Here is an 18063-nt window from a genome sequence, read left to right as displayed (position 1 = left end):
AGGCAGATGGCAACACATCTTGAAACATCCACCCCACGACCAAACCTCTGGTCTCGCCGCCCGCAGTTCTTGACCAGCAGTCTGCTGATTTATGCGGCTTTGGTGTTCTGGGCTTTCGTGTCGCTGTTTCCGATATACTGGACCATCACCACGTCCTTCAAGACGGCGGTCAATGTAACGCAAGGGCATCTCATTCCTTTCGTTGACTTCACGCCGGATTGGAAAGGTTGGCGCTCGCTTGGTCTCTCGCCCGATACGATCTTTGCGCAATCGACGGTTCGCGATGAATTCATTCGCCGCTTTCTCAACAGTATCGTGGCCTCGGCTGGTGCATCGTTTCTGGCCGTGCTGATCGGCTCGCTGGCGGCTTATGGCCTCAGTCGTTTTTCCTACAAATTTCTCTGGATGAAGAACAAGGACATTTCCTTCTTCTTCCTGTCGCAGCTCATCTTGCCGCCTGTCGTTTTGGCGATGCCTTTTCTGGTTCTCTACAAGCATCTGATGCTTCTCGACACGCTGGTCGGCCTTATCCTCGTCTATACGCTGATGGTGCTGCCCATCGTCATATGGATTATGCGCGATCAGTTCGATACGATACCTGTGGAACTCGAACAGGCGGCACTGGTGGATGGCTGCTCGATCTGGGGTGCGTTTTTGCGCATCGTTTTGCCCATCGCCTTGCCCGGTATGGTCGCGGCCTTCATCCTTTCGGTCATCCTATGCTGGAACGAGTATTTCTTCGCCGCGCTGCTGACGAGTTCGAATGCGAAGACGCTGCCGGTCATGGTGGCCAGCCAAACAGGTTCACAGGGCATCAACTGGTGGTCGATGGCGGCGATTGCTACGGCGGCCATAATGCCGCTCGTTCTCGTCGGCATCTTCCTTGAACGCTATATCGTGAAGGGCCTCACCGCAGGCGCCGTAAAATGAGGTCTGGAATGAAATCAGGGGTTTCCATTCTTGGTATTTTCGTTGCCGATACCGCCTATCTCGCGCCCCGCATGCCTGCTGTGGGCGAAACCATTACCGGCAGCGGTTTCTCGGTCGGTCCGGGCGGTAAGGGCTCCAATCAGGCCGTTGCCGCGGCGCGCGCAGGCGCTGATGTGTCTTTCATTTCCAAGATCGGCCGAGACACATTCGGCGATCTGGCGCTGAAGACTTACAAAGATGCCGGGGTGACGGCGAAGTTGACGGTCATGGATGATCAGCCGACCGGTGCCGCTTTCATCTATGTCAATGACAGCACGGGCGACAATGCCATCATCGTTTATGCGGGAGCAGCAGGAACGATTGGTGTTGGCGATGTGGAAGCGGCACGCGACACAATTGCGCAATCCTCCGTTTTCGTCACCCAGCTGGAACAGCCGGTAGAAGCCGCGCGACATGCCTTGGAAATTGCGCGCAACGCCAGTGTCACAACAATTTTCAACCCCGCACCGGCGGAGACCTTCCCGGAGGACGTCTACAGCCTTTGTGACTTCATTATTCCGAATGAGACGGAAGCTGCCGCGCTTGTCGGTTTTCCAATCGATACGCTTGATGATGCCAAGCGCGCTGGCGGCATTTTCCTGTCTCGCGGTGTGGGCGTGGCCATCATCACGCTTGGCGCGCGGGGCGTGTTGTTTCATGCGCCGAGCCAATCCGTTCATGTGCCTGCCGTCTCCTGCGGTCCGGCCATTGATACGACCGGCGCGGGGGATGCATTCGTGGGTGGGTTTGCGGCTGCGCTTTCGCGTGGCGCAGAGCCGCTTCAGGCGGTGCGGTTCGGTTGCGCGACCGCCGGTATTGCCGTGACCCGGCGTGGGACAGCCCCTGCAATGCCGATGCTTGCCGAAATTGAAGCCGTGATGGCGCGCTGACGCCATCGTATTTGGCTGCGCGACTCGCGGCTTTTCTTCTCATGCCAGGCCACCATAGCTGCAAAGAGCTTCGCGGCTGATTTCACGCGTCCTTGAAGCGCGGAATAACGTCTTAAAACGGTGGCTCCGACACGAATTGATGCAATGCACAACATATATAGCTTTACAAAATAGTTTTAATTTGTGAAGTTGCATCAACAGCGACTGAAGTGAGCAAGACCAGTGACCCAATTGAAATTCGCCACCCGACTGAATTCCTTTGCCTCAAAACCTGCTGCCGAATGGCCTGATATTTCCGGCAAGCCGACCATGTTGCAGATGGCGAAGCGCGCTGCAAAGGTTGACGGTCTGACTGATCTTGACCTGAATTATCCTGACCATGTGGCTGATGATCCGGCAGTTCTTGCCCGCCAGATCGGCGATCTCGGCCTTGCAATCAACGGCTTTGCCATGCGCTATTATACCAATCCGGCGTTTAAGATCGGTGCTTTTACCAATCCCGATGCGGCTGTGCGCCGGGAGGCGATTGATCTTACGAAGAAGGGTATCGATGCCGCCCGCGCCGCTGGCAGCAACCTCATGACGCTATGGCTGGGTCAAGATGGCTTCGATTATGCATTTCAGGCAGATTACCACACGCTGTGGCAACACGAGATTGATGGAATTCGTGAAGTTTGCGCGCATGATCCAGATTGCCTCGTTAGCATCGAATACAAGCCCAACGAGCCGCGTTCCTACAGCCTGATGCCCGATTGCGCGACGACGCTTCTGGCCATCAAGGATGTGGACATGCCCAACCTTGGCGTGACGCTGGATTTCGCTCACGTTCTCTATGCCGACGAGCAGCCTGCCTTTGCCGCTGCCCTGATTGCTCGTTACAGCCGCGTTCTCGGCGTCCACCTCAATGACGGGTACGCCAAGCGTGATGACGGTCTGATGGTTGGCGCGGTCCACACACAGCAGACGATCGAGCTTCTGCGCCAGATCCGCAAGGATGGTTACGATGGCGCGATCTATTTCGACACATTCCCTGACATGACGGGTCTCGACCCGGTTCACGAATGCGAAGTCAACATTCAGACCGTCAAGCGGATGCTGAAAGTGGTGGATCGCATCGAGCAGGACAATCGCCTGTCCGGCGCTGTTGAACGTCAGGATGCCGTTTCTGCGCAGGCCGTCATTCAGGAGCTTATGCTCGGCTGATCTGTGCCAGAAAATCCAAAAACCTCGTCACAACGCATGCCGAAGGTGTGCCGATACAATCCATCTGGGAGGAAACCGATGAAGACCTTTATGAAGACAACGCTTGTTGCCGGGCTTGCCGCCAGCGTCCTGTTCAGCGCGGCGTTTGCGCAGGAACTTGCGCCGCTCAATTCCGATACGGAAAAGGATCGCATGGACTGGTCGCAGCTTGAAGCCAAGCTCGGGCCTTTCCCGAAATTGCCTGAGGGCACGAAGGCAGGGGCGGTATCCAAGACTCTCACCAATGAATACTGGCGCTCGCTGGGTCTTGGATACGAGGCCTTCGGCAAGAAGGTCGGCGTTCCCGTTGCCTATCAGGCCGCACAGAGCGAAGGCGACCAGCTAGGCCAGCTAACCATTGCCGAAGGCATGATCACGCAGGGATATAATGTTCTGCTCGTCTCGCCACAGACAGACGCCAATCTTCAGCCGGTCATCGAGCAGGCGAAGGCTGCCAAGGTTCCAGTTGTCAACGTCAATGATGCCGTAATCCCGCAGGCCGAACATTATGTCGGTAACGTTCAGCGGGATAATGGAGTCCGTGTTGCCAACTGGTTCATCAAAAACCGTCCACAGGGCGGCAAGGTTGCCATTGTCGAAGGTCAGGCCGGTGTTTATGCAGCGGTGCAGCGCACGGACGGTTTCAAATCCACGATTACTAAAAACGACAAATTTCAGGTCGTCGCCAGCGTTCCCGGCAATTGGGATCGCCAGACGTCTTACGATGCTGCCACCAATATTCTCAACCAGCATCCTGACCTGATCGGTTTTTACGCCAACAATGACGGCATGGCGCTGGGTATTGTCGAAGCGGTCAAGGCCGCCGGTCTTGCTGGCAAGGTCGCAGTCTTCGGCACCGATGGCATTTCCGATGCTTATGCGTCGATCAAGGCGGGCGAACTTACCGGCACGGTTGACAGCTTCCCGGTTCTGACGGGCGAAGTTGCGCTGGAAGCCGCGCTGCGTCTGGTTGCCGGTCAAAAGTTGCCACGCGTGGTCGCCACCCCTCAGGCGCTGATCACTTCCGATAATCTCAGCCGCTATCAGGGCGAGGGCGTCGATGTGCGCGCCGTGCTGATGGAAGATGCCAAGACTGCACAGTAATCAATGCTGATGGAGATGCCGGTTTATCTCCGGCATCTCCATCAGCCAAGAGGTGGAAAAATGACGCCACGACTGAGATTCGAGACGATTTCCAAGAGCTTTCCCGGCGTGAACGCGCTGACGGACGTGTCGTTTGACGTAGCTCCCGGCGAAATCCACGGACTGCTCGGGGAAAACGGTGCCGGCAAATCCACCCTCTTGCGCATTCTTTCGGGCGTGTTTCGCCCAACATCCGGCACCGTATTTGTAGACGGTGAGGCGGTCATGTTCAAAAAGCCGATGGATGCCCGCGCCGCCGGTATCGCGATGATCCACCAGGAACTTCAGCAGGTGCCGCATTTGAGTGTCGCGCAGAACATGTTTCTCGGACATTCACTGACGCATATGGGCGGCATGTTCGTATCTCGCCGCGAGCAGGAAGCCCGCGCTGCCGAAGCACTGTCGATGATCGACAGGACTATCGACCCCTCGGCACCGATATCGTCACTGAAGGTCGCGCAGCGTCAGATCGTCGAAATCGGTCGCGCGCTTCTCGACAAGGCGAAGGTCATCGCCATGGATGAACCGACATCGAGCCTGACTCCGAGCGAGTTTGATCGTCTGGCCGAAGTCATCGCCAGCCTGTCACAAAGCGGCGTTTCCATTATCTACGTATCGCATAAGATGGATGAGGTGTTCCGCATCTGCCAACGCGCCAGCATCATGCGCGACGGCAGGCTGGTGGACATTGTCGATCTTGCCAAGGTTTCGGAAACAGATGTGATCGCCAAGATGGTCGGTCGTGAGCTGATGCAGGAAGAGCATAATTCCTTTGTCACTGATACCATCAAGCTTGAAGCCAGAAATCTCTCCTCCGTCACCAGAATTCGCGATGTATCTTTCACCTTGCATAAGGGCGAAGTTCTCGGCATTGCGGGGCTCGTGGGCTCTGGCCGCACAGAACTTTTGCGCCTGCTGGCAGGAATTGACCGCTTAAACGCTGGGTCGATCAGCATTGATGGCAAGGAGCAAAGCTTCGCTAATCCGCGTGATGCCATCGCTGCAGGTATTGGATTGGTGCCGGAAGAGCGCAAGCGGGAAGGCATAATTCCCTTGCGTCCCGTCGCCACCAATATGGCGCTTGCCTCCCTCAGCAGCTTCTCGTCCGGCGGTATGATCAACAACTCCAGGCTTCGCGCCACTGCGAAGGATTTGTTGAAGCGCGTCAATCTGCGGCCCTTTCAGCTTGATCGCCCGATCCGCTTGTTCAGCGGCGGCAATCAGCAGAAGGCGATCATCGCGCGCTGGCTGGCGGCCAAATCGCAAATCCTGCTGTTCGATGAACCGACCCGCGGCATCGATGTCGGTGCAAAATCGGAGATTTATCACCTGATCGAAGATCTCGCTCGCGAGGGCCATTCCATCATCGTTGTCTCTTCAGAACTGCCGGAAGTCATTCGCCTTGCGGACCGCGTGCTGGTCATGCGTGAAGGGCGGATTGCTGCAACCATTGAACGTAATCAACTGAGCGAAAGCGCGATTGTCGCGCATGCCATTCCGGGGGCGAATGCCGATGCGGATGACGCGCGCATTGCGCGACCCGTGTAACCTACAGGATAACCGATGACCAGCACTTCGAATGCTCGCGCTACCTCCGCTCCGGCTTTCCGCCGCCTCTCATTTTCGCTGCGGGATGCGGGAACACTGATCGGGCTCATCGTCATCATGGCGGTGTTTGCTGCACTGGTTCCGGGCTTTGTTTCCGAGAGAAACCTCGTCAACATCCTCCAGCAGTCCAGCATAAATGCCTGCCTGGCGCTCGGCATGACACTTGTCATCATCTCCGGCGGCATCGATTTGTCAGTTGGCCCGACGGCTGCGATCTCCGCCGTCGTCACAGCCAGCCTGCTGGTTGCAGGAACGCCGATACCCCTGGCGATCCTTGCTGGTCTTGGTATTGGCGTCCTTTGCGGCTTCATCAATGGCGCGCTCGTTGCCTATGTCGGCTTGCAACCCTTTATCGTCACACTCGGCACACTTAGCACCTATCGCGCCATCGCGCTGATCTATACCGGCGGCAATCCCGTTCTTGGCATACCAGCAGGGTTTCGTTCACTGTTCAACGGCAACCTCTTCGGAATTCCGACACCCGTCCTGATCGTTGCTTTCGTTGCCATTGCTGCATGGATACTGCTCAAGAAGACGCCGATTGGCGAGTATCTAATGGCGGTTGGGGGGAATGAAGAGGCCGCCTACGTGGCTGGCGTTCCGATTGTCCGCACCAAGATCACGGCTTATGTGATCTCCGGCGGCTTGGCGGCATTGGCCTCGCTTATCCTCATCGGTCGTCTCGGCGCAGCTGAACCCATTCTCGGCAATCTGTGGGAGCTGGATGCCATCGCGGCAGCAGCCATCGGCGGCGCATCGCTTATGGGCGGCAAGGGCAGTATTCTCGGCACCATTTTGGGTGCGATCATTCTGGGTGCGATGCGCAACGGTTTGACGTTGATGAATGTTCAGGCCTTCTATCAACTCCTCGCCACCGGCCTTATAATCCTCGTCGCAATGAAGATCGATCGCGCGACAAGGGGACGAGAATGAATTCCGAAAACTTCGACACGAAGGCCGTCGGCCCACGCATCCGGATGATGATGCCTCTGCTGACGCCTCTCGAAGCGAAGGTTGTCGATACCGTGTTCGCCATGCGTGAATTCAGCGATGAGACATCACTGAAACAGATTGCAGACGATGCCGGTGTTTCTGAAGCGATGGTGGTGAAGATTACCAAGAAGCTTGGTTTTGCCGGTTATCGTGATTTTCGCACGGCTGTCAGCCAGTATAACCGCCAGCCGACAGCCGAAATGCATCAGGAACTCTCGGTCGATGATACGCCACTCGAGATCGTGCAGAAGGTATTCCGGACATCGATTAACGCTCTGGAAGAAACGCTCTCCATTCTCGATATGGTGGCATTCGAAAAGGCCGCAGACCTTATTCACGGTGCCAAACATCGGGACTTCTATGGCGTTGGAGGCTCTGCGCAGATCGCGCGGGACGTCGCCCATAAGTTTCTGCGCATCGGCGTGCGCGCGAGTGTTTTTGACGACGTGCACATGATGCTGATGTCCGCAGCACTCTTGTCAGAGGGCGATATCGCCGTTGGCTTTTCCCATTCGGGCAACACAACGGCCATCATCGAGGGTCTTCAAGTCGCCAAGCGCAATGGCGCACAGACGATTGCGGTTACCAATTATAATTCCTCTGCCTTGGCGCAAGCCGCCGATGTCGTCCTCTGCTCCACGGCGCAAGGCTCTCCCCTTATGGGCGAGAACGCAGCGGCACGCATCGCACAACTGAATATTCTCGATGCCGTGTTCATGGCAGTCGCGCAGCGCGACTACCAATCGGCCGAACGAAATCTTGACCTGACCATGTCTGCTGTCAAATCAAAGCGGAAAGATAAACCTTCATGACATCCTCGCCTCTCGTTACCGTTTTCGGCAGTCTGCACTACGATATTGCCGTCATGGGGCCATCACGGCCACGGAAAGGCGAGACGGTGACCGGAACGTCATGGCATCCCAAGAGCGGCGGCAAGGGCGGCAATCAGGCGGTTTCGGCAGCCCGTACAGGCGTAGCCGCCTCGATGATCGGAGCCGTCGCCGACGATGATTTCGGTCGGTTCCTGCTTGCCAATCTTGAACGCAAAGGTGTCGATCACAGTTTTGTTCGCCGCGATGCATCCCAACCCACCGGCATGAGCGTCGCCATCTTTGATGATGAGGGCGATTACGGTGCCGTTATCGTCTCCGGTAGCAACCTGACCCTTGATGAAGCCGATGTGAACGCAGCAGAAAAGCTGTTGTCAAAAACAACACTGCTCGTTCTCCAGAACGAGATTCCCGATGCCGCCAATGTCGTAGCTGCACAGGCCGTGAAGCAGGCCGGTGGCCGTGTGCTGATCAATGCCGCCCCTGCCAGAGCGCTTTCCAGCGACCTCCAGCCGCTAATCGACATCCTCGTCGTAAACGCCATCGAGGCGGAAATGCTGGCCGGCGTTCCGGTCGTTGAAACACTGGAAGGCGCCTTGGAGGCTGCAAGGAAGCTTGCGAAACTCTATCCAGAGGTGGTCGTAACCGCTGGCGGTGCAGGCGTCTCCTATGTCAGTCAGGATGGAAACGAAACCGCCATCGAAGCCGTCAAGGTGACGGTAGAAAGCACACATGGCGCAGGCGATGAATTCATAGGTGTTCTCGCCGCATCGATTGCGCGAGGCGAAACTATGTATGACGCACTTCCAAAAGCAAACATGGCCGCCGCAGCGCTCGTCGCTACACCTGAAAACGACCGGGTTTGATGATGTGCTCTTAGTGGTCTTGGGTTTAGCATCAGCGTGATGAGCGTTTGGAGATGTTGATAAGGTCAAAGCAGGATAATCGGGTGTTGAGGTTCCCGAATCCGATGCCGATGTCGCAAGGCGGCTGAAGGAGAAGCATGAGCGGATCGATTACGAACAGGGACGCCTGAAACTTGCCGATATGCTGGGCGGCGATCTCGACCTTTCCGACCTGCCGCTCGACAAGCCGTTGCCTGACACGCTGTTACCGGAGGTGACCAGCATCAACCGCAGACGAGGCCGCGTGGAGGTGTTTCGCAAATATGCAAAGCAGGGTCTCTCCCTGCGCGAACTCATAATCCAGGCGCAGGAAACGGGCCACTGGTCTGTGGCCGGTACGCCGAAACAACTGGCCGACGCCATCGAGGAGCGTTACCGCGCAGGCATTCTCGATGTGCTGTCTCTGCATGGTCTCGGCAATCCCGATCAGGAAGACCTTCTCATCAACGGTCTTCTGCCTGAACTGCGTCGAAGAGAACTGATCGATACGGATTATGTGGGCGATGACTTCCGGGCCAGTCTCGAACTACCGGAACCGTCGCCCGTGGCGGAGTTCGCGAGATCGCTTACCGCGTAGCTGTGCTGGATGGTCGATATAGCGTGCGCGTGGCAATCACGCTTCATCGTCACCAATGAAGCGTGAACCGAGCTTGAGCGCCGATGGTGTCGGTCAAGCCGTTTGTAGAGCTACTTCAAACTCTCTAGCAGCGACCGCTCTCGCGTCGTTCATGCCATTACCCAATCGTCATACTCGATGTTTCTCTAGCCTCTGAGCGATCCTGTCGCCCAGCCACTGGATACCGCAAACCACCACGATCAAGACCACGACAACGGCGATCATGACGTTGGTCTCGAAGCGTTGATATCCATAGCGGATGGCAAGATCGCCCAAGCCCCCGGCTCCGATTGCCCCGGCCATGGCGGAGGCGCCGATGAGGGTTACAAGCGTTACGGTGAAGCCCGCTACGATGCCGGGAAGCGCCTCGGGTACAAGGACTTCGCGAATGACCGTCCAGCGATTGCCGCCCATGGCGCGCACGGCTTCGATCAAGCCATGATCCACCTCGCGCAACGACACTTCCGCTATACGGGCATAGTAAGGCGTTGCGGCAATGGCGAGCGGAACGATAGCCGCCCACGTGCCGAGCGAGGTTCCGACGATCAGTCTCGTCAACGGAATGAGCGCCACCAGCAGGATGATGAAGGGTACGGAGCGGAACGCGTTGACGATGGCGCCGATGATGCTGTTGATCCAAAGGTTCTCCGCAATGCCGCCCTTCGCCGTTGCCACCAGTGCCAGCCCAAGCGGCAGGCCTGCGACAAGTGAGATCGCACCCGCAGCGAACGTCATGAGGATCGTTTCCCAGAGAGAACGGATCAGAAGTTCGATCATGATATCAGACATTGCCGAGCACCTCCACGCGCGCGCCAGAAGCGGTGAGCTTTCGTTGCACATCCTCCAGTAAGTCAGTGTCCGTCTTTGGAAGCGTTATGAAAAGGCGTGCGACCGGTTGGCGCTGAATATGTTCGACGCCACCCTCCACTATTTTCGCGCCCTTTGAAAAGGCTTCGGAAAGGTCACTGAAAAGAGCCTGTTGGGCGTAAGTTCCCACAAGGTCGACACTGAGTAGAATATCTTCTCCGTCTTTGCCGAGCGCCTTTTGCAGATGAGTGGGCAGTTGCGGACGGTTTCCCGCGAGAAGACTTTTGGTAATATCCTGTTTTGGCTGCGAAAACACCGCCCAGACGTCACCTTCTTCTACGATCCGGCCCGCATCGATAACGGCAACACGGTCGGCTATGGCGCGCACGACATCCATTTCATGAGTGATCAGCACGATTGTCAGTCCAAGCTTCCGGTTTATGTCCTTGAGAAGGGCGAGAATGGAACGGGTGGTCTCCGGGTCGAGTGCTGATGTGGCCTCATCGGAGAGAAGAAGCGCTGGTCTGCCCGCAAGCGCCCGCGCGATGCCGACGCGTTGCTTCTGACCACCGGAAAGTTGCCCCGGATAGGCCTTGGCCTTATCCGCAAGGCCAACCAGGTCCAGCATTTCATGGGCGCGTTGCAGGCGCTCTTTCTTGCTCAATCCCTCGATCTTCAGGGGAAGTGCTACATTCGCCTCAACAGTTTTTGCGGAGAGAAGATTGAAGTGTTGAAAGATCATGCCGATCTTGCGGCGCAACGGTTGCAGCTGACGCTCCGGCAGTCGATCGATCTTTTGTCCTTCGATGAAGATGTCACCGCTATCCGATCGCTCCAGACCGTTCAGGCATCTGATCAGCGTGGATTTTCCGGCACCGCTTCGCCCGATTATGCCGAGAATTTCACCTTTCTTGACGCTCAGTGAGATGCCAGCCAGCGCAGAGACGTGGCCGAAGCTGCGGCGGACATCGTTCAGCTTGACGATCTCGTCCGTTTGCCCGGTAACGATAGCCGCAGCTGGAATAATGGTGTGACTGTTCATCTATTTTCTCAAACCAAAAGGGCGGCACGGGCAGAGCCCGTGTCGCCGCTCAAAAATATGTCGATGCAGAGCTTAGTAAGCGCTCAGGCCCGTGCCGCGATAAACCTTTTCGAACACGGCCTTCACGGCGTCGTTCTGGTAGGAAGCGACAAGCTGCTTCACCCAAGGCTGATCCTTGTCGGCTTCCTTCACCGCGATGAAGTTGCGGTAAGGGTTATCGGCAGTCGGTTCCTGAGCAATCCGGTTGTCAGGGCCGAGGCCAGCTTTCAACGCCCAGTCGGTATTGACCACGGCTGCATCGAGATCATCGATGGAGCGACCGACGATACCGGCATCGAGTTCCTTGATCTTCAGCTTCTTCGGGTTTTCCACGACATCGGCAAGAGTTGCGAGGATGCCAGTGCCGTCCTTGAGCTTGATCAGGCCTTCATTCTGCAGCACGCGAAGCGCGCGACCTTCGTTCGAGGGATCGTTCGGCACGCCGATCTGAGCGCCCTCCTTAAGCTCGGCTACCGTCTTGTAGGTCTTGGAATAAAGCCCGATCGGCCAGACGCCGGTGTAACCGACAGCGACGATCTTGTAGCCATGCTGCTTGATCTGGTTGTCGAGATAAGGCTTGTGCTGGAAGGCGTTAGCGTTGATTTCGCCACGCTCCAGAGCCTCATTCGGCTGCGTGTAGTCGTTGAAGACAACGGTCTCTATCTTCAAACCATTTTTCTCGGCCTGCTTCGTTACTTCGCGCCATACATCCTCATCTTCGCCGCTGATGATGCCGACCTTGATGGTCTTGTCCGCTGCGTAGGTTGCCGTAACGCCAGTTGCCGCCGCAATGACGGACGCAAAGGCCGCAACGAGGCTGAAGCGACGCGTAATCGATGTGGTGTTTCCAATAATTCTGATCATTTTTATCGCCCCTGAGTTCAATGAGGCGGGCGCCTCATGTTGTAAAAGCATGTCAGACGAGCTTGAGCGCTACCAAGCAGGGCAATCCAAAATTTCGGAGAGGAGGGGAAAGGAATTTGTATCGAGTAAACACCGATAGGAAAATCTACCATATTTGTAGATAATGCCGTTGTTGCGTTGGTGGCCTCGACGGCCAGTGTCGAGCCATCATCGATGGCGCGCACCTCCCGACAGCCAGTCGCAGCACATGCCAGAAGCGAGTTCGACCGATTTATTCCAAGCGAGGCGGCTAATTTAGAATGGATCGTCTTCCTGAAGTTGATGAAAATCATAGATTGACTTCCATCAACATAAAGGGAGCCGACAATGAAGTTTGTACTGGGATTGGCATTGGGTCTTGCAGCATCGGCTGTGGCTTTCGGTCAGGCCGCCGCCGCCGAGCTTTCCGAAATCCGCATCGATTGGGCTACCTATAATCCCGTCAGTCTGGTTCTGAAAAGCGACGGCTTGCTGGAGAAGGAATTCGAGAAAGATGGCATCAAGGTCACCTGGGTACAGTCTGCGGGCTCCAACAAAGCGCTGGAGTTTCTCAATGCGTCATCCCTCGATTTCGGCTCAACCGCTGGCGCGGCGGCGCTGATTGGGCGGGTCAACGGCAATCCGATCAAATCCGTTTATGTGTATTCGCGACCGGAGTGGACGGCTCTCGTAACGCGCAAAGACACGGGCATCGCCAAAGTCGAAGATCTAAAAGGCAAATCCATTGCTGTCACGCGCGGTACGGACCCGCATATCTTTCTCGTTCGCGCACTTGCGGATGCGGGTCTCACAGAAAAGGATGTTTCACTGGTTCTCCTGCAGCATGCTGACGGAAAGCTTGCCTTGCAGCGCGGCGATGTCGATGCTTGGGCGGGTCTCGATCCTATAATGGCTTCGGCTGAGGTCGAAAATAGTGACGTGCTGTTTTATCGCAAACCGGAGAACAACACATGGGGTGTTCTCAACGTTCGCGAAGCCTTTGCCAAGGAGCATCCTGAGATCGTCTCGCGCGTAATCGCAACCTATAAGAAGGCGCGTAAAAAAGCAGTCGCCGAACCAGATGTTCTGAAGGCTGCATTGGTCAGTGCTACGAAACTGCCGGACAACGTTATCGCAAAGCAGCTTGAGCGGACCGACCTTAGCTATTCGAAGATCGGGGACGAACAGCGCGCAACCATCGAAGCTGCCGGTATCGCGCTGCAACAGGCAGGTGTTCTCAAAGCAGATGTCGACGTGAAGAAGGTGACGAATGATCTGATCGATCCGGCGTTCGGCGCCACATTGGGCCAATAAGGGGGCTGCCCTATGGCTTTGGCAGATAGCTCACAAAGAGACAGGGTGAAAAGCGAAAACCGGGTGCGGTCGTTGCGCCTACCGGTTTTCGACAATCCTCTCCTTGGGCTGGTGTTCCCGTTCGGCCTTCTCATCGTCTGGGAAGGTCTCGTTCGGTTCGGGCTTGTCGAAGGCCGGTTGATGCCGCCGCCGTCGCGCATCTTCGAAACCATACTGGAGCTTGCCGCGACAGGTGAACTCGCTGGTCACATCGGCATTACACTGTGGCGCGTCGTCGTCGGCTTTCTGGCGGGAGCGGTCGCTGGAACGGTGCTTGGAGCTGCCACGGGCTATTCATACGGGCTGAGCCGGTTGCTCGATCCTACACTTCAGGCGCTTCGGGCCATTCCGTCTATTGCCTGGGTGCCGCTGTTCATTTTGTGGTTCGGCATTTTTGAGGCTTCGAAAGTCGCACTCATTGCCGTCGGGGTCTTTTTTCCGGTTTATCTTGGCGTGTATGGCGCGGTTCGAGGTGTCGATAGGAAAGTCGTGGAGGTTGGACGCATCTTTCGGCTCTCTGGTTTCGAACTGGTAAGGCGTATCCTGCTTCCGTCCATTCTGCCGGAATTCGTCTTGGCGCTTCGTGCCGGTCTCGGGCTCGGTTGGATGTTCGTGGTGGCGGCAGAATTCATGGGTGCCTCGAAAGGCCTCGGCTATCTGCTGGTGGATGGGCAGCAACTCGGCAAGCCAGATCAGATTCTTGCTGCGATCCTCATTTTCGCAATCGTCGGCAAATTGACCGACACTTTATTGATACTGGCAAGCGCGCCTCTCGTCCGCTGGCACGATCATCACGGTCGGAAAGGGTAAGATGCTTACCATAGACAAACTGGCAAAGACCTTTCCAAACGGCACGAATGCGATAAGCGACTTCAATCTCGAGGTTGACCATGGAGAGGTCGTGGCCATCATAGGCGGCTCTGGCTGTGGCAAAAGCACCTTGTTGCGCCTCGTGGCCGGCCTTGAGCGGGCAACGGATGGTCTGATCGTTTTGCGGAACAAGCCGTTGATCGAGCCCGATGAGCGCGTCACTCTCGTTTTTCAGGAGCCGAGACTATTTCCGTGGTTGAATGTTGCCGACAATATCGGCTTCGGTCTCAAGCATCTGCCGAAGCAAGAGCGTGACGAACGCATCTCAAAGGCTTTATCCCGGATAGGCCTGTCGACCTACGGAGACAGGTGGGTTCGGGAGCTTTCAGGAGGACAGGCGCAACGTGTCGCACTTGCGCGCGCGCTGGTCGTCGCGCCTGAAGTGCTGCTGCTCGACGAACCATTCTCGGCGCTTGACGCGATGACGAGAACCGATTTGCAGGAGCATCTAGCGGACCTCTGGCTGGAGCAGCGGACGACCATGCTTCTCGTCACGCACGACATAGAAGAGGCTGTCGTTCTGGCCGACAGGATCGTCGTCATGCAGCCATCACCCGGCCGGATATTCGAAACCGTTACCGTCGATCTTCCTCGCAAACGAGATCGCAATTCGGCAGCCGTCACGTCCTTGAAGCGTCATTTGTCTCTGTTGTTGGAACGCTCCCTCGGCGCCGGTTCGCGCAAGCCGACCGTTGTGAGTGCCGCTTAAGGTGACGGTGGTCAAGGTGGCTTTGACGTCATTTCGTTGCCATTTCTAAATCACAGGCTTTCCGGCGAAGAGCTTTGCCGGGAACGAAGTGAAGATAGAATAGTAATCTTGTAGAGAATATTGACGCAATAGCCTTCTCTGGAGACACTGCATTCAGGCAAGAGGAGAACTTGATATGCCAACCGGTTTTAATCTGTTTTCGTTCGATGCGTTCAGCGTGTTCAAAAACAAGAAGCACGAGATCGATTTCGCTTCGTCTGGACCCTTACCCAAGCCTGCCGAATATGACGAGGAAGGCACCGAGCGGGACAGGGAGCGTGAAGCGGATATCGCATTCTGGGGACTGGCTTATTATCCAGTCATGTGATGTGTGCTCTGTCATGAATTCTTTCGCTCCCACGTCATCGGCGCGTTTGACCGTGGCGGTCGTTGGCGGTGGCTTCACAGGTGCTGCCGTCGCAGTACATCTTTTGTCTGGCGAAGAAGCGCCGTCACATATTTCGGTGGTGGTCGTAGAGCCGAGAGACGAATTGGGACGGGGCCTTGCCTACAGCGCTACCGACCCCGCACACCGGATCAATGTACCCGCTGGGAGAATGACGCTTTTTCCGGATATACCGGATGATTTCGAAGCTTACCTTGGCAGCATTCCAGCGGATGACGATGCTGAGCTTGTGGGTCAAGATGGTTTGCCCTATCCGAAACGCTCTGTCTTCGGAGACTATGTTTCAGCCAGAATAAAACCCTTTCTGGCAGACGGCCGCATCGAACATTGGCAAACGAAAGCGGCTTCCATAAGCAGGGTTGGGCACCGTTACGAGATTATCGGATATGACGGCGCAAGGCATTTTGCGGATATCGTCGTGCTTGCCGTCAGCCATCCGCCGCCGTCTTTGCCTCGGGCCCTTCAACCTTTCAAAGACGATTCAAAACTCGTTCAGGATGTCACCTCATGCGGTGCAATCGACGCGATAGGAGCCAATGATCGCGTCCTCATCGTTGGCAACGGCTTGACCTCTGCCGATGTCGTGGCTTCGCTGACGAGGCGTGGTCATCTTGGCCGTATCACGTCGGTCTCGCGCCGGGGGCTTCGGTCTCGCGGCCACGGTCCGGCAGGGCAGGAGCCATTTGGTGACTTTACGTCTCAACCGTTCAACTCCTCAAGCAAACTGCTTCATCATATTCGCCACCTGTTGCGAGAGGCGGATGCGCAAGGCCTGACATGGCATAGCGTCGTGGATGCGCTGAGAGGGCAAGGCAAGGACATATGGAAGAACCTGCCGGTCGCAGAGCTCAGGCGTATTGCGCGGCATGTACGTCCCTTCTGGGACGTACATCGTTTCCGCATCGCGCCTCAGGTCGAGGCGGCGGTGGAGCGAGCAATTTCGCGAGATCAGATGAGTGTTCTGGCTGCCTCTCTGTCCTCGGTCGCGCGGAGTGAGACCGGTTATCGCGTAGCGCTGCGCCCAAAAGGATGCGCGATACTGGAAACGCTCGATGTGGATGCAATCGTCGTCACCACCGGCCCGGCCCATGGCGGAATTCTGCGTAGCCAGCCGATTCTCGTGGAGTTGGAGGAGGCAGGGGTGCTGCAATCCTGTCCCACCGGCCTCGGCATAGAAGTGGATGCTTCATCAAATCCGATATCCAAAACCGGGGAGAGCACGCCGTCGCTTTTCATTGCCGGGCCTTTGGCACGCGGCACATTCGGTGAGTTGATGGGCCTGCCGCAGGTTACTGAACATGCGATTTTCGTTGCTGAGCGTATCCGCCTGCTGGTGCGGCAGCTTGATGGACGAACGGACACGGTTGCCGCAGCAGCTGAATAACATTGCCGAGGTTTAAGAACGTTTCTTTCCCTCCTGCGCGCGCCGTTGGAACGCTATTCCTTATCAAATTTGTAGACTTTAATAATATCGCGGGGGAAAAACAGGCTCGCGATATAGGAAATGATTATGGCACTCGATAAGCCTCTCGACTTCCTCTGGTTCATTCCAACCTCCGGCGATGGCGCTTATCTCGGCTCCGATGATTTAAGCCGCCCTTCCGATCCCGGTTATTTCCGTGAAATCGCCAAGGCCGTTGATCGTCTTGGATATTCCGGTGTCTTGATCCCAACGGGTGTTGCCTGCGAAGAGTCCTTTATTCTTGCAGCTGATCTTGCGGCGCATACGGAGAAATTGAAATTCCTCGTCGCGATCCGCCCCGGCACAGCTTCGCCAGCCTATTATGCGCGACTGGCGTCAACGCTCGACCGCGTTACCAATGGCCGCCTGCTTCTCAATATCGTGGTGGGCGGAAGCGCGCAGGAACTGGCCGGGGACGGCATATTCCTTCCCCATGATGAGCGCTACGATCACGCGGACGAGTTTTTTCAGGTCTTCAATTCATTGATAGCCACAGGTCATGCCAATCTCGATGGCCGCTACATCAAGGCAATCGATGCCCGCCTCGGGTTGCCACCAGTGCAGCAACCTCACCCGCCAATCTATTTCGGCGGTTCTTCAGATGCTGCAATCGAATTTTCCGCCGGTATCACGGACAAGTATCTTACCTGGGGCGAGCCGCCGCAGCAGGTCGCTGAAAAAATTGCAAAGGTGCGCAAGGCTGCTGCAGCGCAGGGGAAAGACGTCACCTTCGGTATTAGGCTGCACTTCATCGTCCGCGAAACGGATGAGGAGGCCTGGGCTGCTGCGGACAGGTTGATTTCCAAGCTCTCCGACGAAACTATTGCCGCTGCGCAGGAAGTCTTTTCCAAGAATTCGGACTCCGTCGGCCAGGCGCGCATGGTTGCCCTTCACCAGGGGCGGCGCGACAGGCTTGAGGTTTCACCCAACCTGTGGGCAGGTATCGGTCTTGTGCGTTCCGGCGCGGGCACAGCGCTGGTCGGCTCCCCGCAGACCATCGCCGCGCGGCTGCGTGAATATCAGGAACTCGGAATCGATACCGTTATCGCCTCGGGTTACCCGCATCTGGAGGAGGCATACCGCGTTTCGGAACTGCTCTTCCCTGCAATTGGCCTTCCGGGTCCCAGAGGCCAGATCCGTTCATCCTTTGGTGAACATCAGGTCTTCGGTGGCGGTGGCCATGGCGGCAACGTAAAGACCGATTCCGGCTTTGCACCGCAGAAAGTCGCAGCGGGATCCAACGGATAATTCTTTTTCG

General features: G+C 56.5%; 18 protein-coding genes. 15 read left to right on the top strand and 3 right to left on the bottom strand.

From position 1 onward, the window contains the following. The first annotated feature begins 6 nt into the window (after positions 1 to 6). The 9 genes from CFBP5473_RS16385 to CFBP5473_RS16345 all read left to right on the top strand — a co-directional run bounded on the left by CFBP5473_RS16385 (position 7) and on the right by CFBP5473_RS16345 (position 9157). Positions 7 to 930 (top strand): carbohydrate ABC transporter permease, encoded by a 924-nt coding sequence (locus CFBP5473_RS16385; protein ID WP_027676263.1) that lies wholly within the window; start codon positions 7 to 9, stop codon positions 928 to 930. Between the two features lie 8 nt (positions 931 to 938). Further along, positions 939 to 1859 (top strand): ribokinase, encoded by a 921-nt coding sequence (rbsK, locus tag CFBP5473_RS16380; protein ID WP_027676264.1) that lies wholly within the window; start codon positions 939 to 941, stop codon positions 1857 to 1859. A gap of 231 nt (positions 1860 to 2090) precedes the next feature. Then, the gene (locus CFBP5473_RS16375) at positions 2091 to 3062 is read left to right on the top strand and encodes a sugar phosphate isomerase/epimerase family protein (protein ID WP_027676265.1); all 972 of its coding nucleotides are present in this window, start codon (positions 2091 to 2093) and stop codon (positions 3060 to 3062) included. A 78-nt stretch (positions 3063 to 3140) separates the two neighbouring features. Then, the gene (locus CFBP5473_RS16370) at positions 3141 to 4205 is read left to right on the top strand and encodes a sugar ABC transporter substrate-binding protein (protein WP_027676266.1); all 1065 of its coding nucleotides are present in this window, start codon (positions 3141 to 3143) and stop codon (positions 4203 to 4205) included. A gap of 60 nt (positions 4206 to 4265) precedes the next feature. After that, the gene (locus tag CFBP5473_RS16365; protein WP_027676267.1) at positions 4266 to 5792 is read left to right on the top strand and encodes a sugar ABC transporter ATP-binding protein; all 1527 of its coding nucleotides are present in this window, start codon (positions 4266 to 4268) and stop codon (positions 5790 to 5792) included. A 15-nt stretch (positions 5793 to 5807) separates the two neighbouring features. After that, positions 5808 to 6785, top strand: a complete 978-nt coding sequence (locus tag CFBP5473_RS16360; protein ID WP_027676268.1) for an ABC transporter permease — start codon at positions 5808 to 5810, stop codon at positions 6783 to 6785. Next, positions 6782 to 7657 (top strand): MurR/RpiR family transcriptional regulator, encoded by an 876-nt coding sequence (locus tag CFBP5473_RS16355; protein WP_027676269.1) that lies wholly within the window; start codon positions 6782 to 6784, stop codon positions 7655 to 7657. Before CFBP5473_RS16360 ends, CFBP5473_RS16355 begins: the two co-directional genes overlap by 4 nt. Further along, the gene (locus CFBP5473_RS16350; RefSeq protein WP_027676270.1) at positions 7654 to 8541 is read left to right on the top strand and encodes a ribokinase; all 888 of its coding nucleotides are present in this window, start codon (positions 7654 to 7656) and stop codon (positions 8539 to 8541) included. Before CFBP5473_RS16355 ends, CFBP5473_RS16350 begins: the two co-directional genes overlap by 4 nt. 181 nt (positions 8542 to 8722) lie before the next feature. After that, positions 8723 to 9157 carry an LLM class oxidoreductase gene (locus CFBP5473_RS16345; protein WP_027676271.1) on the top strand — a complete coding sequence of 145 codons (435 nt, stop codon included), beginning with the start codon at positions 8723 to 8725 and terminating at the stop codon, positions 9155 to 9157. A gap of 168 nt (positions 9158 to 9325) precedes the next feature. On the opposite strand, the gene CFBP5473_RS16340 is transcribed toward CFBP5473_RS16345, so the two are convergent. The 3 genes from CFBP5473_RS16340 to CFBP5473_RS16330 form a co-directional block, all read right to left on the bottom strand. Beyond that, entirely contained in the window at positions 9326 to 9985 is a 660-nt protein-coding gene (locus tag CFBP5473_RS16340) for a methionine ABC transporter permease (protein WP_027676272.1), read from the bottom strand. Further along, positions 9978 to 11045, bottom strand: a complete 1068-nt coding sequence (locus CFBP5473_RS16335) for a methionine ABC transporter ATP-binding protein (protein WP_027676273.1) — start codon at positions 11043 to 11045, stop codon at positions 9978 to 9980. Before CFBP5473_RS16335 ends, CFBP5473_RS16340 begins: the two co-directional genes overlap by 8 nt. Before the next feature lie 72 nt (positions 11046 to 11117). Continuing rightward, positions 11118 to 11948: a MetQ/NlpA family lipoprotein gene (locus CFBP5473_RS16330; protein WP_027676274.1), complete on the bottom strand. Its 831-nt coding sequence runs from the start codon at positions 11946 to 11948 to the stop codon at positions 11118 to 11120. A 366-nt stretch (positions 11949 to 12314) separates the two neighbouring features. Between CFBP5473_RS16330 and CFBP5473_RS16325 the strand changes: the two genes are divergently transcribed. The 6 genes from CFBP5473_RS16325 (at position 12315) to ssuD (ending at position 18053) form a co-directional block, all read left to right on the top strand. Beyond that, positions 12315 to 13280, top strand: a complete 966-nt coding sequence (locus CFBP5473_RS16325; protein WP_106389435.1) for an aliphatic sulfonate ABC transporter substrate-binding protein — start codon at positions 12315 to 12317, stop codon at positions 13278 to 13280. 12 nt (positions 13281 to 13292) lie between these two features. Continuing rightward, entirely contained in the window at positions 13293 to 14129 is an 837-nt protein-coding gene (locus CFBP5473_RS16320) for an ABC transporter permease (RefSeq protein ID WP_037171327.1), read from the top strand. A 1-nt stretch (position 14130) separates the two neighbouring features. Then, entirely contained in the window at positions 14131 to 14898 is a 768-nt protein-coding gene (locus CFBP5473_RS16315) for an ABC transporter ATP-binding protein (RefSeq protein WP_027676277.1), read from the top strand. 175 nt (positions 14899 to 15073) lie between these two features. Then, a complete protein-coding gene (locus tag CFBP5473_RS16310) occupies positions 15074 to 15265 on the top strand; it encodes a hypothetical protein (protein WP_027676278.1) in 192 nt (63 codons plus the stop codon). 13 nt (positions 15266 to 15278) lie between these two features. Continuing rightward, the gene (locus CFBP5473_RS16305) at positions 15279 to 16727 is read left to right on the top strand and encodes an FAD/NAD(P)-binding protein (RefSeq protein ID WP_027676279.1); all 1449 of its coding nucleotides are present in this window, start codon (positions 15279 to 15281) and stop codon (positions 16725 to 16727) included. A 126-nt stretch (positions 16728 to 16853) separates the two neighbouring features. Then, positions 16854 to 18053 carry an FMNH2-dependent alkanesulfonate monooxygenase gene (ssuD, locus tag CFBP5473_RS16300; RefSeq protein WP_051441342.1) on the top strand — a complete coding sequence of 400 codons (1200 nt, stop codon included), beginning with the start codon at positions 16854 to 16856 and terminating at the stop codon, positions 18051 to 18053. Positions 18054 to 18063 lie beyond the last annotated feature (10 nt).

Source organism: Agrobacterium larrymoorei, from assembly GCF_005145045.1.
GTDB lineage: Bacteria > Pseudomonadota > Alphaproteobacteria > Rhizobiales > Rhizobiaceae > Agrobacterium > Agrobacterium larrymoorei.
The sequence above is the reverse complement of the archived record's forward strand: the minus strand, read 5'-3'. Positions and strand labels throughout refer to the sequence as shown.